This window comes from Micromonospora sp. NPDC052213 (assembly GCF_040679695.1).
Taxonomy (GTDB): domain Bacteria; phylum Actinomycetota; class Actinomycetes; order Mycobacteriales; family Micromonosporaceae; genus Micromonospora.
Genome location: NZ_JBFAVI010000070.1, coordinates 1 through 15,694, shown reverse-complemented (window position 1 = coordinate 15,694; position 15,694 = coordinate 1). Strand labels below are relative to the sequence as shown.

15 protein-coding genes and 3 pseudogenes are annotated in these 15,694 nt (G+C 75.8%); 14 read left to right on the top strand and 4 right to left on the bottom strand.

What is annotated here, in order from left to right; genetic code table 11:
• Positions 1-45: 45 nt before the first annotated feature.
• On the bottom strand, positions 46-801 hold the full coding sequence (locus AB0L34_RS18360) for a hypothetical protein (protein WP_363705583.1): 756 nt from the start codon (positions 799-801) through the stop codon (positions 46-48).
• Positions 802-940: 139 nt separating this feature from the next.
• Positions 941-1,780, bottom strand: coding sequence for a UbiA family prenyltransferase (locus tag AB0L34_RS18355; protein WP_363705582.1), 840 nt, complete (start codon positions 1,778-1,780; stop codon positions 941-943).
• A 45-nt stretch (positions 1,781-1,825) separates the two neighbouring features.
• On the opposite strand from AB0L34_RS18355, the pseudogene AB0L34_RS18350 reads away from it, so the two are divergent.
• The 5 genes and pseudogenes from AB0L34_RS18350 to AB0L34_RS18330 all read left to right on the top strand — a co-directional run.
• Positions 1,826-2,470 (top strand): annotated as a pseudogene (locus AB0L34_RS18350) (methyltransferase domain-containing protein); the annotation flags it as partial.
• Positions 2,471-2,614: 144 nt separating this feature from the next.
• A pseudogene (locus tag AB0L34_RS18345) lies at positions 2,615-2,695 on the top strand (bifunctional 3-demethylubiquinone 3-O-methyltransferase/2-octaprenyl-6-hydroxy phenol methylase); the annotation flags it as partial.
• 43 nt (positions 2,696-2,738) lie between these two features.
• Entirely contained in the window at positions 2,739-3,905 is a 1,167-nt protein-coding gene (locus tag AB0L34_RS18340) for an acyl-CoA dehydrogenase family protein (protein WP_363705581.1), read from the top strand.
• A 103-nt stretch (positions 3,906-4,008) separates the two neighbouring features.
• The gene (locus AB0L34_RS18335; RefSeq protein ID WP_363705580.1) at positions 4,009-5,058 is read left to right on the top strand and encodes a type III polyketide synthase; all 1,050 of its coding nucleotides are present in this window, start codon (positions 4,009-4,011) and stop codon (positions 5,056-5,058) included.
• 38 nt (positions 5,059-5,096) lie between these two features.
• On the top strand, positions 5,097-5,912 hold the full coding sequence (locus tag AB0L34_RS18330) for a hypothetical protein (protein ID WP_363705579.1): 816 nt from the start codon (positions 5,097-5,099) through the stop codon (positions 5,910-5,912).
• A gap of 64 nt (positions 5,913-5,976) precedes the next feature.
• On the opposite strand, the gene AB0L34_RS18325 is transcribed toward AB0L34_RS18330, so the two are convergent.
• Positions 5,977-6,672, bottom strand: coding sequence for a hypothetical protein (locus AB0L34_RS18325; RefSeq protein WP_363705578.1), 696 nt, complete (start codon positions 6,670-6,672; stop codon positions 5,977-5,979).
• A 327-nt stretch (positions 6,673-6,999) separates the two neighbouring features.
• Between AB0L34_RS18325 and AB0L34_RS18320 the strand changes: the two genes are divergently transcribed.
• From AB0L34_RS18320 to AB0L34_RS18305, 4 genes and pseudogenes are all read left to right on the top strand, one after another.
• The gene (locus tag AB0L34_RS18320) at positions 7,000-7,485 is read left to right on the top strand and encodes a CarD family transcriptional regulator (RefSeq protein WP_007073334.1); all 486 of its coding nucleotides are present in this window, start codon (positions 7,000-7,002) and stop codon (positions 7,483-7,485) included.
• A gap of 56 nt (positions 7,486-7,541) precedes the next feature.
• A pseudogene (ispD, locus tag AB0L34_RS18315) lies at positions 7,542-8,238 on the top strand (2-C-methyl-D-erythritol 4-phosphate cytidylyltransferase).
• Between the two features lie 16 nt (positions 8,239-8,254).
• Complete coding sequence (ispF, locus tag AB0L34_RS18310; RefSeq protein WP_350706742.1) at positions 8,255-8,737, top strand: 2-C-methyl-D-erythritol 2,4-cyclodiphosphate synthase; 483 nt, start codon at positions 8,255-8,257, stop codon at positions 8,735-8,737.
• Positions 8,738-8,747: 10 nt separating this feature from the next.
• Positions 8,748-9,773, top strand: a complete 1,026-nt coding sequence (locus AB0L34_RS18305) for a tetratricopeptide repeat protein (protein WP_363705577.1) — start codon at positions 8,748-8,750, stop codon at positions 9,771-9,773.
• On the opposite strand, the gene AB0L34_RS18300 is transcribed toward AB0L34_RS18305, so the two are convergent.
• Positions 9,770-10,936, bottom strand: a complete 1,167-nt coding sequence (locus tag AB0L34_RS18300) for a cupin domain-containing protein (protein ID WP_363705576.1) — start codon at positions 10,934-10,936, stop codon at positions 9,770-9,772. The two genes, AB0L34_RS18305 and AB0L34_RS18300, sit on opposite strands and share 4 nt — an antisense overlap.
• 95 nt (positions 10,937-11,031) lie before the next feature.
• Here AB0L34_RS18300 and AB0L34_RS18295 point away from each other — a divergent pair, with 95 nt between their 5' ends.
• The 5 genes from AB0L34_RS18295 to AB0L34_RS18275 all read left to right on the top strand — a co-directional run bounded on the left by AB0L34_RS18295 (position 11,032) and on the right by AB0L34_RS18275 (position 15,536).
• Positions 11,032-11,913 carry a hypothetical protein gene (locus AB0L34_RS18295; RefSeq protein ID WP_363705575.1) on the top strand — a complete coding sequence of 294 codons (882 nt, stop codon included), beginning with the start codon at positions 11,032-11,034 and terminating at the stop codon, positions 11,911-11,913.
• Positions 11,914-11,989: 76 nt separating this feature from the next.
• The gene (gene fahA, locus AB0L34_RS18290; protein WP_363705574.1) at positions 11,990-13,189 is read left to right on the top strand and encodes a fumarylacetoacetase; all 1,200 of its coding nucleotides are present in this window, start codon (positions 11,990-11,992) and stop codon (positions 13,187-13,189) included.
• Between the two features lie 244 nt (positions 13,190-13,433).
• The gene (locus AB0L34_RS18285; protein ID WP_357463406.1) at positions 13,434-13,643 is read left to right on the top strand and encodes a DUF397 domain-containing protein; all 210 of its coding nucleotides are present in this window, start codon (positions 13,434-13,436) and stop codon (positions 13,641-13,643) included.
• Positions 13,644-13,745: 102 nt separating this feature from the next.
• A complete protein-coding gene (locus tag AB0L34_RS18280) occupies positions 13,746-14,219 on the top strand; it encodes an SRPBCC family protein (protein WP_363705573.1) in 474 nt (157 codons plus the stop codon).
• A gap of 66 nt (positions 14,220-14,285) precedes the next feature.
• On the top strand, positions 14,286-15,536 hold the full coding sequence (locus tag AB0L34_RS18275) for a PQQ-binding-like beta-propeller repeat protein (protein ID WP_363705572.1): 1,251 nt from the start codon (positions 14,286-14,288) through the stop codon (positions 15,534-15,536).
• The last annotated feature ends 158 nt before the right edge of the window (positions 15,537-15,694 follow it).

Below are 15,694 nucleotides of genomic sequence, written 5' to 3'. Positions count from 1 at the left end.
GCGGTCACCACGCCGACGGTGTCGTCGGAAACAGCGGGCGGAGGGTCAGTGGCCGCCGCCCTCGTTCTCGTCGTAGCCGCCCAGGCGCTCGACGATCTGCGACGGGGGCGCGGCCGGGGTGAGCGGCACGGCGACCGGCGCCGGGCCGGTGACCGTGTCGCCGTTGCCGAAGTCGAAGGTCAGGATGACGTTCTGCCCGGAGCGCAGCGCCTCGTTCAGGCCGATGAGCTGGAGGACGCGGTCGGCCTCGGTGTTGAGCTGCACGTAGCTCAGCGGCGGGATCTCGATCCGGGCCGGCTCGCCGGCGGGCGCGGCCGGGCTCTCCGGGGCCGACGGGCTCTCCGGGGCGCCGGGGCTGACCGACTCCGACGGGCTCTCCGAGGCGCCCGGGCTGGCCGACTCCGACTCCGACGGGGTGGGCGACGGGGACTCGGACGGCGACGCCGACGGGCTGGCCGCGGCCCCCTTACCGGTGATCACGACCTCGCGGGCGCTGTCGGTGGTCACGGTCACGGTGACCGGTTTCTTCGAGTCGTTGTAGATCACGGCGTTGAGGACGGCGTTGGCGCCCGCCTTGTAGCCCTCGACGCCCGGGAACTCGACCAGCAGGCCACGGACCGCGTAGGAACCCTCGCCGGCCGGCAGGGTGACATTCAGGTTGACGCCCTGGACCGACGGCTCCTTGTTGGCGGTCTCGGCGATCTGGCCGGCGCCGCAGCCGGACAGCAGCAGCCCGGTCGCCGCGGCCAGCCCGGACAGCAGCAGGGCCGCCCGCCGGGAACCCCTGATCGAGCGCGTCACGTCGGTCCTCCTCGTCACGATCCCACCCGGTGCTCACGCCGGGCACGGTGGCCATGCCCGCGCAGACCGCGCTCCAGGGTAGTTGGGCCTGATCCGCCCCCGCACGCCGACCCGGGAATGCCACTCCCCGGGGCGGACCTCAGACCAGCCGGCCGCTCGTGACCAGCAGGACGACGTCGATGAGGGCGATCAGCATGACGGCCCGGAACGCGGCCACGGGCCGACCTCCGGCCCGGGCGGCGCCGCGCCCGCCGTACCAGCTCAGGGGCGGCACCACGACGGCGGCGGCGACCGCGGCCACGCCGACGCCCGACGGCCGTCCGGGCGGCCCGACGACCAGCGTGGCGGTCGCCGCGAGCAGCAGGCCGGCGGCGGCGGCGCGGCTGCCGGCCGGGCCGAGCCGGTGCGGCAGCCCGCGGACCCCCGTCCGGGCGTCGTCGGCCAGGTCGGGCAGGACGTTGGCGAAGTGTGCCCCGGCGCCCAGGCAGGCCGCGGCGGCGACCAGCCAGACCGGCGGGGCCGGCGCCCCGGGCAGCGCCAGCACGACGAAGGCGGGCAGCGACCCGAACGACACCGCGTAGGGCAGCACCGACACCGGGGTCGACTTCAGCGGCCAGTCGTAGAGCAGCGCGGAGACCAGCCCGACGGTGGCACAGAGCGCGGCGGCCGGGCCCGTGGCCAGCGCCAGCGCCGGGGTGGCGAGCGCGGCCACCGCAGCGGCCACGGCCGTGGTGCGCCGGCCCACCGCGCCGGTGGCGACCGGTTTGTCGGTACGCCCCACCGTGGCGTCCCGGTCCGCGTCGAGCGCGTCGTTGGCCCAGCCGACGGCGAGCTGGCTGGCCGCCACGGTCAGCGCCACGGCCAGGACGCCGGCCGGCCGGTGCCCGGTGCCCCAGGCGAGCAGCCCGGCCACGGTGGTGACCGCCGCGGCCGGCTCCGGGTGGCTCGCCCTGACCAGCCCTAGCACCGTTGACGACATGAGGAAAGTCTGGTCGTTACCGGGCAGTCGTGCCACGCTCGGTCCATGCGAGACGCGGGCCGCACCCTGCCGCGCAACGATCCGCGCCAGTACGACGACCTGGCCGGCGAGTGGTGGCGTCCGGACGGCGCGTTCGCGATGCTGCACTGGTTGGCCGAGGCGCGCGCCGCACTCGTGCCGCCGGCGACCCGCCCCGACGCCCTCCTGGTCGACCTCGGCTGCGGCGCCGGGCTGCTCGCCCCGCACCTGGCCGGCAAGGGCTACCGGCACGTCGGCGTCGACCTCACCCGGTCGGCCCTGGCGCAGGCCGCCGCGCACGGGGTGACCGCCGTCAACGGCGACGTCACCGCCGTCCCGCTGGCCGACGGCTGCGCCGACGTGGTCGCCGCGGGCGAGATCCTGGAGCACGTGCCGGACTGGCGGCGCGCGGTGGCCGAGGCGTGCCGGCTGCTCCGCCCCGGTGGTCTGCTCGTGCTGGACACGCTGAACGACACGGCGCTGAGCCGGCTGCTGGCCGTCCGGATCGCCGAGCGGCTGCCGACCGTGCCGAGGGGCATCCACGACCCACGGTTGTTCGTGGACGCCCGGGCGCTCGTCGCCGAGTGCGCCCGGCACGGCGTCCGGCTACGGCTGCGGGGGATCCGGCCGGGCGTGCCCGGGCTGCTCGGCTGGCTGGCCCGCCGGCTCCGGGCCACCGGTCGTGTCCACCGTGCCGACGCCGACCGTCCGGGCGCGACCGTCACCGACCGGCCTGCCGCGCCCGCCGCCGTCCACCCGGGCGGGACTGTGGTCGGTCGTACGGGCGCGCCGGTTCCCGGCCATCCGCGGCCGGCGGTGGCCGGTGCGGCGCCCCGGATCGTGCCGACCTGGTCGACCGCCGTGCTCTACCAGGGGCGGGGCACGCGGAGCGGATAGCGGATCGGGTCCCTGGGTAGGACAGGGCCGAGGAGGGGGCTGTATGACGCTGCACGCGCTGGAGGCGGCTCGCCGCCTGGCACCGAGGCTGGCCGCCCGGGCGGCCGGGCACGACCGCGACGGCTCGTTCCCGGTCGAGGACTTCCGGGATCTGCGTGAGGCCGGGCTGTTCGGCCTGATGGTCCCCACCGAGCTGGGCGGGGCGGGCGCCACCTTCGCGGAGTACGCGGCGGTCGCCACCGAGCTGGCCCGGGGCAACGGGGCGACGGCCCTGGTGTTCAACATGCACGCCTCGGTCACCGGCGCCCTCGGCGCGGTGACCGAGGAACTGGCCGAGGCGCTCGGCGTGCCGGACGAGGCGCTGGCCGCCCGGGACCGGCTCCTCACCGCCGCCGCCCAGGGTTCCTGGTACGCGGTGGCGATGAGCGAGCGCGGCGCCGGCGCGCGGCTGTCCCAGCTCAGCACCGTCTACGAGCCGGTCGACGGCGGATACCACCTCAAGGGCAGCAAGACGTTCTGCTCGGGGGCGGGGCACGCCGACGGCTACCTGGTGGCCGCCCGCAGCGCCGCCGACCAGTCGGTGGTCTCCCAGTTCCTGGTGCCGGCCGGGGACGGGCTGACCGTCGAGCCCACCTGGGACTCGCTCGGCATGCGGGCGACCTCCTCGCACGACCTGCACCTGGACGTGACCGTGCCGGCCGACCGGCTGCTCGGCGGCGTGGAGGGCCTGGCCCTGGTGGTCGCCCAGCTCATGCCGCACTGGCTGGTGGCCAGCTACGCCGCCGTCTACGTCGGGGTGGCCCGGGCGGCGGTCGACGCGGCGGCCGAGCACCTGAACGCCCGCAACCTCGCCGGCCTGCCGGCCGTCCGGTCCCGCCTCGGCCGGGCCGACGCCGCCGTGGCGGCCGCCCACCTGGTGGTCGCGGAGGCCGCCCGGCGGGTGGACGAGGCGCCTGGGGACGCGGAGACCAACCGCTGGGTGTGGCGGGCAAAGCTGCTCGCCGGCACGACCGCCGCCGACGTGGCGGCGTCGATGCTGGAGGCGGCCGGCACCTCCGCCACCCGGCGGGGGCATCCGCTGGAGCGGCTCTACCGGGATGCCCGCTGCGGCTCGCTGCACCCGGCCACCTCGGACGTCTGCGCCGACTGGCTGGGCGTCGCCGCGTTGGGCGGCGACCCGGACCGCGACGGATCGGTCCCTCGTTGGTGAGCGTGGGAGGTCCGCCGGGGCGGCGGACGGAGCGGTCCCCGGCACGGGGGACGGCGGCGGGGCGGGCCGCCCGGCGCGCAGGGCCGGACGAGAGGTGGGCATCGTGGCCGTACCGGTGATCGCGGGGCTGGGGACGGCACACCCGCCGTCGGCGGCGCAGGACGAGTTGTGGGACGGCTTCTTCTCGAAGCACTTCTCCGGCAGCACGCGCGCGCTGGCGCAGCGGATCTTCGCCCACTCGGGGGTCACCCGCCGCCAGGCCGCGGTCAACCCGCTGCTGGAGGACGTCTCCGACTGGCCGACGGAGCGGCGGATGCGCCGCTACCAGGTCGAGGCGCTGCCGTTGGGCAAGGAGGCGGTGGGCCGGGCGCTGACGGCCGCCGGCCTCGCCGCGGGGGACGTCGGGCTCTTCGTGGTCTGCTCGTGCACCGGGTACGCCACCCCGGGGCTGGACATCCTGCTCGCCCGGGACCTGGGCATGGCCCCGGACACGCAGCGCATGTTCGTCGGCCACATGGGCTGCTACGCGGCCCTGCCCGGGCTGGGCGCGGCGAGCGACTTCGTGACCGCCCGCGGCCGGCCGGCGTTGCTGCTCTGCGCGGAGCTGACCAGCCTGCACATCCAGCCGTCCAGCGCCCGGGTGGACACCCAGCAGATCGTCTCCCACGCGCTCTTCTCGGACGCCGCGGTCGCCACCGTGGTCGTCCCCGGCGGCCGGGGGTACGCCCTGCGTGAGGTCACCTCCGTCACGGACACCTCCACCGCCGACCACATGACCTGGGACGTCACCGACACCGGCTTCCGGATGGGGCTGTCGCCGAAGGTGCCGCAGGTGCTCTCCCGGCACGTCCGGGGCCTGGTCGACGACCTGCTGGCCCGGTACGGCGCGACGCTGTCCGGGGTGGACGGATGGGCCGTGCACCCGGGCGGCCCGCGCATCCTCAACGTCGTCGAGCGGGAGCTGGCCCTGCCGCCGGAGGGGCTGGCGGCGTCCCGGGCGACGCTGGCCGAGCACGGCAACTGCTCGTCGCCGACGGTGCTGCTGATCCTCGACCGGCTGCGCCGGGCCGCGTCGCCGCCGCGGCGGGTGGTGATGTTGGCGTTCGGGCCGGGCCTGACCCTCTACGCCGCGCTCCTCGAACGGCAGGACTGACAGCGACGCCGCGGGCGCGCCGCGGTTACCCTCTGGTAATGGACGCGGAGGCGGCAGACCGGCCGGGGGCAGTGGCGGACGGCCCGCACGCCGGGGCGGTCCGGGGACCCGTGGCGGCCGGCGACCGGCTGCGCGCGGCGGTGCTGGCCGGGTCGGCCCTGACGGCCCTGGTCGCCGGGGGCTGGTGGTGGCAGACCGGCGCGCCGGCCACCGGCCCGGCGGCCGGCGCGCCGGCCCCGTCCGCGCAGAGCCGGTCCGGGTACGTGCCCGGCACCGGTGACCCCATCGTCTCGTCGAGGGTGACCGTCGACGGTGAGGGGGTCGTCTCCGTCTGGTCCCTGCCCGGCGACAGCGACGGCGGAGCCACCGTCGGGGTCGACCCGCGCACCGGTGCCGCGTTCCGGGTCGACCCGCGCACCGGTGCCGCGTTCCGGGTCGACCCGCGCACCGGTGCCGCGTTCCGGGTCGACCCGCTCACCGGTGCGGCGTTCCGGGTCGACTCCGGGGGGCGGGCCGGCGTCCGGGTCGATCCCGAGGCGCGTCGGCTCGGCCGTCTTCCGAACACGATCTGGCGGGAGCGGGCGACGCTCGGCCGGGAGAACGGCCGGGTGGTCAAACAGGCCGCCGGTGAGGCCGCCACCCGCTTCCTGCTCCAGTACCGCTGCACGGGGCCGGGTGAGCTGCTGGTCGTACTCGAGCGGATCAGGGCCGCCGTCCCCTTCCCGACGGTCGGGTGCGACGGGACGGTGGTGTCGATCGAGCTGACCGCCGCGGGCGGGCCGTTCCGGGTCTCGCTGTCGACCGCCGACGCCGAACCGCTCCGCGTGGACGCGCAGCTGGTCGGCCTGCCCTGACGCGCCGGCGCCCCGCGCGGGGCCCCCGGGTCGCCGGGCTGCCGGGGAGACGCCGGGCGCCGGATCAGGCGGCGAGGCCGGCCAGGTCGGCGCGGTAGTCCTCGGCGGAGCGCACCTCGGGCACCACCGTGACCAGCGTCCCGGCCCGGTCGACCAGCAGCGCGGCGGCGACCCCGGGGCGGGGCGGCAGGTGCAGGAACGCGCGCAGCCCGCCCGCCGGGTCGGCCAGCGGTCGTACGGTCGCCCCGGCGGGTGGCGGCGAGACGCGTACGGGCCGGTCCCCGGCGACGGTGACGACCGTGACCCCGGCGGGCGCCAGGGCGGCGGCGGTGGCCACGTCGTCCGGGCAGGTGCACCCGTCCACCAGGATGATCATCGCGGGCAGCAGCCCGCGCAACGGCACCGGTGACTGCCCCGCGTCGACCAGGTCCAGCGCCGGCAGCGGCCGTCCGGTCATCCCGGTCGGCGGGGCGTACGGCGCGGGGGTGGGCCCCGGGGCGGTCCGGCCGGAGCGGGGCCAGGTGACCGTCATCAGGCCGGCGACCGTGGCCAGCACCGCCACCAGCAGGATCAGCAGAGGCAGGGCGAGCGGGGACCGGGTGACCCGGCGGGGGCCGCCCTGACCGGCCCGCGCGCGCAGCTCGCGGCGGACCTGTTCGGCCTCGGCCGCCAGGGCGGAGGCGTCGTCCGGCACGACCACCCGGCCCCACTCCGGCGGCAGGTCGGGCAGTTCGGGGCCGTCTGCGTCGGGCTTGCCCATCGGACCCCCCAGGACGTCTCGGTGAGCGGACAGCGGCTCGACCTCCAGCGTCCCGCACGGGCCCTCGTACCGCTACACCTGGGCGCATACGCGGGCGGCGGGATACCATGGGAGGAGCGCATAGCCCTTGATCTCGACGTTCGCGTCACTCGTACCGGCCCGTCATCCACAGGTTACGGAGCGTGTTCGAATCATCGGTTTGATGGTCTGTCAAGCCGAAGAAATACCTCTCACAGGGCCCCTGAGCTGCGCCAACGGTCAGGACAGCGGTGAGACATCGGTGCCTGAGCGTGTTACCCTAGACACAGCGAAAGGGGTTTCGAACCTATGGTTTTCAGTGTCGGCGAGACCGTTGTTTACCCCCACCACGGGGCCGCACTCATCGAGGCAATCGAGACTCGGGTCATCAAGGGCGAGCCTAAGCAATACCTCGTCCTGAGGGTCGCGCAGGGTGACCTGACGGTCCGGGTGCCCGCCGAGAACGCCGAGATCGTGGGTGTGCGCGAGGTGGTCGGCGAAGAGGGCCTCGGCAAGGTCTTCGACGTGCTCCGTGCACCGCACACCGAGGAGCCGACCAACTGGTCGCGGCGTTACAAGGCGAATCTGGAGAAGCTGGCCTCGGGCAACCCGCTGAAGGTCGCCGAGGTCGTCCGCGACCTGTGGCGCCGGGAGCGGGAGCGGGGCCTTTCCGCGGGCGAGAAGCGCATGCTCGCCAAGGCCCGCGACATTCTCGTCGGCGAGGTCGCGCTGGCCGAGAAGAGCACCAAGGACGAGGCGGAGACGCTGCTCGACAAGGTGCTCACCGAGGCCTAGTCCCCACAGCATCGTCGTACCCGATTCGTAGCGAAGAAACCACCGAGGACCGCGACGTGACCGCGCAGCTCAATCCGTGCGGTGACGTCGCGGTCCTCGTGCCTGCGGCCGGTGCCGGCGTACGCCTCGGGCCCGGCCGGCCCAAAGCCCTCCGCCTGCTGGCGGGGGGAGCCGCTGCTGGTGCACGCCGTCCGCCGGCTCGCCGCCGCGCCCTCGGTGCACACCATCGTCGTGGCCGCTCCGGCCGCCGAGGTGACGGCCGTCCGCGACATGCTCGGCCCGGTCGCCCCGGTGACCGTGGTGCCCGGCGGCGCCGAGCGGCAGGCCTCCGTGGCCGCCGCCCTCGCCGCCGTGCCCGCCGGCCCGGAGATCGTCCTCGTGCACGACGCCGCCCGGGCGCTGACCCCGCCCGACCTGGTGGAGTCCGTCGCGGCGGCCGTCCGCGCCGGGCACGACGCGGTGATCCCGGTGCTTCCCGTGGTCGACACGATCAAGGAGGTCGGCGCCGGCGAGGTCGTCCTCGGCACCGTCGACCGTTCCGCCCTGCGGGCGGTGCAGACCCCGCAGGGCTTCCGCCGGGCGGTGCTGGCCGCCGCGCACGCCGCCGCCGGTGACCCGCTCACCGACGACGCCGGCCTGGTCGAGAAGCAGGGCGTCCCGGTGCTCTGCGTCCCCGGCTCGGAGTACGCGCTGAAGGTCACCCGCCCGTTCGACCTGGCGCTGGCCGAGCACCTGCTGGCCGCCGGCGGTTGACGCGTACCCTCGTCGCATGATCGTTCCTCGGGTGGCCATCGGCACCGACGTGCACGCCTTCGAGGCGGGCCGGCCGTGCTGGGTGGCCGGTCTGCTCTGGCCCGACCAGGATGGCCTGGCCGGGCACTCGGACGCGGACGTGGCCGCGCACGCCGCCTGCAACGCGCTGCTCTCCGCGGCCGGCCTCGGGGACCTGGGCGCCAACTTCGGGGTGGGGCAGCCGGAGTGGGCCGGCGCGTCGGGCGTCGCGCTGCTGGCCGAGAGCGCCCGCCGGGTGCGGGCCGCCGGCTTCGCGATCGGCAACGTGTCGGTGCAGGTGATCGGCAACCGGCCCAAGATCGGCCCGCGTCGCGAGGAGGCCCAGCGGGTGCTTTCCGAGGCGGTCGGCGCGCCGGTCACCGTCTCCGCGGCCACCACCGACGGCCTCGGCTTCCCCGGACGCGGCGAGGGCCTCACCGGCATCGCGGTGGCCCTGGTGTACGACGCTCCGGCCGCCTAGGCTCGCCGCGATGTCCAGCGACGCCACCTCCGACCGCTCCGCCTTCCACGGCTACCTCCAGCGTGCGCAGCTCCTCGCCGAGCTGGGCCGCTACGACGAGGCCGCGGCCGAGGTCTCCTACGCCGTCGCCCTGGAGCCGGCCAACGCCGGGGCGCTGACCATGCTGTCCCGGGTGCACCTCGCGGCCGGCCGACCGACGGAGGCGCGCACCGCCGCCGACGCCGCGGTCGCCGCCGCGCCGGACGCCGTGCCGGCGCTGCTCGCCCGCGCCCTCGCCCTGACCGACCTGGAGGAGTACGCCGAGGCGGCCCGCACGGCCGACCGGATCCTCGCGTTGGGGCCCGACGATGCGTACGCCCAGCGCAGCGCCGCGGCGATCCTGGCCGGCGCGCGCAACGGGCAGCCGGCGCTGAACGCGGCCTGGCGCGGGGTCGAGCTGGCTCCCGAGGAGCCGGAGGCGCACCTGGTGCTGGGGCTGGTCGCCGCCAACATGCAGCTGTTCGACCTGGCCGAGCGGGCCTACCGCGAGGCGCTGCGGCTGGACCCGCAGCTCGCCGAGGCCCGGCACGACATCGGGGTGCTCCGGCTGGAGCAGCGGCGCTGGAGCGAGGCGCTGGAACACCTGGCCGAGGCCGCCGCGATGAGCCCCGGCCGGGTCGACTCCGGCCGCACCATCTCGACGGGCCTGCGCCAGCTCGTGGTCTACGGCGCGGGCTGGACGATGATCACCGCCGTGCTGATCGCCTGCATGGCGCCGGGCAGCGCCGGGCTGTCCCGGGTCGCGGCGGCGTTCGCGGCGCTCGGCGGGGCCCTCGTGGTCTGGCGCTTCGCCGCCAAGTTGCCCGGCCTGACCCGGAGCATCCTGCCCGGCCTGCTGCGCTCCGACCGCACGCTGGCGCTGGCCGTCTACGCGGCAGCCGCCGCGCCCACGCTGATCCTGCTCTACGCCCTGGTCGGCACCCCGTGGCCGCTGGTCCTCGCCATCGCCACGGCCGCCGCCGCCGAGCTCGCCGTCCTGACGCGTACGACGGTCTAGGGGCGGCGCGCCCAGGTCCAGGCGTAGCCGTCGTCCTCGCAGGCCCCGGCGGCGTCGCAGAGGTCGAGCGGGCGGAAGGTGTCGACCATGACGGCCAGCTCGTCGAAGAAGTCGGCGCCGATCGAGCGCTCGGCGGCGCCCGGCTGGGGGCCGTGGGTGAAGCCGGACGGGTGCAGCGAGATCGAGCCCTGCTCGATGCCGGAGCCGCGCCGGGCCTCGTAGTTGCCGCCGGTGTAGAAGAGCATCTCGTCGGAGTCGACGTTGTGGTGGTTGTACGGCACCGGGATGGCGTCCGGGTGGTAGTCGACCTTGCGCGGCACGAACGAGCAGATCACGAAGTTCGGGCCCTGGAACGTCTGGTGCACGGGCGGCGGCTGGTGGATCCGGCCGGTGATCGGCTCGAAGTCGTGGATGGAGAAGGCCCACGGGTACATGTGGCCGTCCCAGCCGACCACGTCGAACGGGTGGTGGGCGTAGACGTAGCGGGTCCAACCGCGGCGGTGCCGGACCAGCACCTCCACGTCGGTCTCGTCCACCAGCAGCGGCGCGTCCGGCCCGCGCACGTCCCGCTCGCAGTACGGCGAGTGCTCCAGGAACTGGCCCCGGACGGAGAGGTAGCGCTTGGGCGGGCCGATGTGGCCGGCCGCCTCGACGGCGAGCAGCCGGACCGGCTCGTCGCCGGTGGGCACCAGCCGGTGGATGGTCGAGGTGGGGATGACCACGTAGTCGCCGGCCACCGCGTCGAGCACGCCGAACGTCGACTCGACCCGCAGGGTGCCCGACTCGACGTACAGGCAGTGGTCGCCGGTCGCGTCGCGGAACAGTGGCGACGGCCGGTCCGCCAGCACGTACGCGATCCGCACGTCGTCGTTGGCGAGCAGGTACTGCCGGCCGAGCACCGGGTCCGCGCCGGCCCCGTCGAGCTTGTGGGTGCGCAGGTGGCGGGGCTTGAGCGGCAGGTTGGGCACCCTGGTGAACGCCGGCGGGGCGAACTCCTCGGCCGCCACGATCGCGGTCGGCGCGTGCCGGTGGTAGAGCAGGGACGAGTCGGAGGAGAAGCCCTCCTGACCCATCAGCTCCTCGGCGTAGAGGCTGCCGTCGGGCTGACGGAACTGGGTGTGGCGCTTGCGTGGCACCTCGCCGACGCTGCGGTAGTACGGCATCTCGCCTCCCGGTTCGTCCCGTTCACCGATCCAACGGTGTCCGATAATCGGACGCTGTTGTCCGTTCCTTGTAGCGTCCCGTACATTCTTGTCTCGTGTCAACGCAGGTGCCCGCGCTTCTCGACGGCCTCGTCGACGACGCCGCCGTCTTCCCGCCCGGCAGCGCGCTGCTGCCCGACGCCGTCGCCGCGCACCGGCGGCACCGCGCCTCCTGGTACGCCGACCTCGTCGGCCCGCTCCTGGTCCCGGCCTCGCGGCTGCCCGAGCTGGCCGCGCTGCTCGACGCGGGGGAGGAGATCGAGGTCGGCGTCATCGGCGACGTGCCGGTCGCCCGGCTCGACGATGCGCGGGCCGGGGTCGACCCGCGCATCCGCGTCCGGCAGGTTGAGGCGGCGGTCGCGAAGCGCGGCGAGGACCCGCTGCCGGGCCTGACCGAGCTGGTCGGGCTGGCCCGGCGGGCGAACCGGGCCGACGCCCCCGCCGCCGGCGGCCTCGCCGTCTACGCCGAGGTGCCGTTGACGTTCGGGCTGATGGGGGCGCTGGACGCGCTCGCCGCGGCCCGCGCCGAGGGGCTGCCGGTCGCGGCGAAGTTCCGCACCGGCGGGCTGGCCGCCGAGCTCTTCCCGACCCCGGCCGAGCTGGCCGCGGTGATCTGCGGCTGCCGGGACCGGGGCCTGCCGTTCAAGCTGACCGCCGGGCTGCACGAGGCGGTCCGGCACCTCGACCCGGAGACCGGCTTCACCCACCACGGCTTCGCCAACGTGCTGGCCGCGACGCTGGCCGCCGCCGAGGGCGCCGGGGTGGAGCGGGTCGCCGAGCTGCTCACCGCGACCGACCCGCGCCCGCTGGTGCAGCGCGTCGAGGGCGCGCTGGCCGCCGCGCGCCCGCTGTGGGTCGGCTTCGGCTCGTGCAGCATCCTGGAACCACTGACCGATCTGATCCGGCTGGGGCTGGTGAACGGGGGCTTCGACGCATGAGCGAGCGTCAGCGAGCGAATCATCTTTGCAGGCCGGTGATGCCTCAGGGCGGCACGGAGCGCAGCGGAGGGCCGGCATGAGCTGGGTGACGGGTGCCGACGGATCGTCGTACGGGGTGGCCAACCTGCCGTACGGGGTGTTCCGCCAGGGGGAGCGCGAGCCGCGCGTCGGCGTACGCATCGCCGACTTCGTGCTCGACCTGGCCGGCGCGGAGGCGGCCGGCCTGGTGCTGGCGGCCGGCACGCTGGGCCGGCCCACCCTCAACGACTTCATGGCCCTCGGGCGCCCGCAGTGGACGGCCGTCCGGCGGCGGGTGACCGAGCTGCTCACCGACGCCGCCCACCGGCCGGCGGTGGAGCCGCTGCTGGTGCCGCTGGACGAGGTGCGGATGGTGCTGCCGTTCGAGGTGGCGGACTACGTCGACTTCTACTCCTCCGAGCACCACGCGGGCAACGTGGGGCAGATCTTCCGCCCCGGTCAACCGCCCCTGCTGCCGAACTGGAAGCACCTGCCGATCGGCTACCACGGCCGGGCCGGCACGGTGGTCGTCTCCGGCACCCCGGTCGTGCGGCCCAGCGGGCAGCGGGCCACCGCGCAGGGCCCGGTCACCGGCCCGTCCGTACGCCTCGACATCGAGGCCGAGGTCGGCTTCGTGGTCGGCGTGCCCAGCCCGCTGGGCACGCGGGTCCCCGCCGACGACTTCGCCGACCACGTGTTCGGCGTGGTGCTGGTCAACGACTGGTCGGCCCGGGACATCCAGGCCTGGGAGTACCAGCCGCTCGGCCCGTTCCTGGGCAAGTCCTTCGCCACCTCGGTGTCCGCCTGGGTGACCCCGCTGGACGCGCTCGGCGACGCCTTCGTCCCCGCGCCCGACCAGGACCCGCCGGTCGCCGACTACCTGCGCGACGTGCCGCACCTCGGGCTGGACCTGCGCCTCTCGGTGGAGTGGAACGGTGAGCGCGTCAGCGAGCCGCCGTTCGCCACCATGTACTGGACGCCGGCGCAGCAGTTGGCGCACCTGACCGTCAACGGCGCCTCGCTGCGCACCGGCGACCTCTACGCCTCGGGCACCGTCTCCGGGCCTGAGCGGGGGCAGGTCGGCTCGTTCCTGGAGCTGACGTGGGGCGGGGCCGAGCCGGTGAAGTTCGCCGGGGGCGAGACCCGCACGTTCCTGGAGGACGGCGACACGGTGAGCATCACGGCCACCGCGCCCGGCCCGGACGGCACCACCATCGCCCTGGGCGAGGTCACCGGGACGGTCGTCGCCGCGCGCTGACCTTCCACCGACGGGCCGGGCGGAGCCGCGCGAACGGCCGGCGTCACCTCCGCCAGCCCGTCCCGCCCACCTCCGCGCACGACGGACCCCGGTCGCACAGATGGTGCGACCGGCGCCCGTCCTTGCGCCGTTGATCGTCGCGGATTCCGTCGCCATGCCGCGCCGGGCCGGGCCGGACGCTCCCTTTCCGGCCCCGGTCCCGGTCGCCGGCGGGCGTCCCGACGACAGGAACAAGGTGACGACGATGAACGATCTCCCGGGCGCGGTCTGGCGTACCAGCAGCCGCTCGAACGACCAGGGCCTCTGCGTGGAGGTGGCGGACAACCTGGTCGACGTCCTCGGTGTGGTGGGCGTGCGCGACTCCAAGGACCAGGCCGGCCCCACGCTGGCGGTCAGCCCGCCGGGGTGGGCGGCCTTCGTGGGCGGGATACGGGCCGGTCAGTTCGGCCGCTGACAGGGTCCCGGCCCGGAATCGGGGTCTCCGGCGGGGAAATTCCGCTCCCGGGGGCCCCGTTCCGCGCTCACCCGGCGTACCGTCGACGACACGGGAGGTGGCATGTCGACGGTGGCGGTCACGGAGTTCGTGGAGGCGCACGACGCCGACCTCTGGCGACTGCTGACCGACCTGACCACCCGCACCCGGCGCTCCACCGGCCCGGTGGAGGTGCTCACCCCCGGCGCGTTCGGCCCGGGCACCGCCTGGCGGGAGACCCGTTCCCAGCCCGACGGCACGGCGCTGGTCGAGGAGTTCGTCGTCATCGAGGCCGAGCCGCCCCGGCGGTTGGTGCTCGGCTCGCGGGGCGCCGGGGTGGACTACCGGATCACCTGGACGCTGCGCCCGGTCGAGCGGCGTCGCCGCGGTTGCACCGCCGTCACCGTCGAGCAGGAGGCGGTACCGACCGCCCCGTACGGCCGGGTGGTCGCGCTGCTGCTCGGCGGGCTGGCCGCCCGGGCGGTCGAGCGCGCCCTGCGGCAGGATCTCGCCGACCTGGCCGCGGCGGCGGCCACCGGCACCGCCGAGGCGGCCTGAGGGCACGCGGCGACCTGACAGGGCCCTGACCGCCCCTGCTGGGTAGGGTGCCGGGCGGAGGTGCGCATGGGGTTCCCGAAGGGCCGGCGACGGATCGTGGTGGCGGTCGCGGCGCTGCTCGCCACCGCCGCCGTCGCGGCGACGGTCCACCGGGTGCTCGCCCCCGCCGAGGTCAGCACGCCCGCCCGGGGCGCGTACCCGCCGGCCGCCGCCGCGGCCGTCGGCGTGGTCGGCCGGCTCCCGGTCGCCCCGCTGATCGTGGACGGCCGGCTGAGGGTCTACGCCGCCCACCGCCAGATCTACGCCGACCGACCGGTCGACGGCCGGCACCGGACCACCCCGTACTGGTCGTACCGGCGTTGGCCGGCGGAGCTGGACGGGGTGGTGGCGAGCGGGACGACGGTGGTCAGCCGCTGGTCGGACGGGCGGCTCGTGGCGTTGGACGCGCGTACCGGCCGGGTGGCCTGGGAGGCGGCGGGGCCGGCGCCGGTCGGGGAGCGGACGGTTCGGCGCACCGGCGCGGCCACGGTCTGGGATCCCCAGGGTGTCTTCGTCGCCCGTGCCGCCGACGGCCGGCAGGTGGTGGTGACGACCGGCGCGGGCGCCCGCGGCATCGACCTGGCCGACGGCCGTGAACTCTGGCGGGCCGACGCGGATCCCGGCTGCCGGGAGGCGGTCGGCACGACGGCGTCGGGGCAGCTGATCACCGTGGACGCGTGCGCGGGTCCGGCCGTGGTGGAGTTCCGCGACGCCGCGACCGGCGTGGTCGGCGTCCGGTGGCGGCCGCCCGGGGCCGGCGACGAGCTGGTGGCGACGCCGGTGGGCTGCGGGACCGGTCGGGTCGGGTGCGCCGCCCTGCGGACCGCCGCGCCGGGGGAGGACGCGGGCCGGGGGTGGCTGGTCGGCGACGGGGAGCCGGTCCCCGCCCCCGCCCTGGACCGGCCGGACGCCGGACTCGTCGACGGGACGGCGGTGGCGGTGGTCGACGGGGTGCCGGTCGCCCGTTCGGCCCGTACCGGCGCGGAGCTGTGGCGCCGTCCCGACCTGCCGGCGGCGCGGCTGCTCGCCGTCCAGCCCGGCCGGGTGCACCTGCTGACCGAGGCGAACGACCTGGTGACGCTGGACCCGGTGACGGGGGCGCAGCGGTCCTGGTTCGCGTTGAACGCGGGTTCGGACGGGATCGGCTGGGCGCCCGGCGCGGCGTACGCGGCGGGCGGCTTCGTGGCCGTGGAGCGGCTCCGCGAGCCGGTCGACCCGACGGGGGACGGCCAGCGCTACTACCTCACCTCGGAACCGGTGATCCTCGCCGCGACGTGAAGACGCCACCAGCCCGGCTGCTCGACAAAACGGACATAAGTTACCTATAGTCCCACCTGTGCGTCTCCTGGCCGCCCTGTTGGGCGCGATCCTGATCCGGTCGCCTGAGACGTCCGGGTCGGTCCGCGGGGGGATGGCGGACCGACCCCGTCACCCCC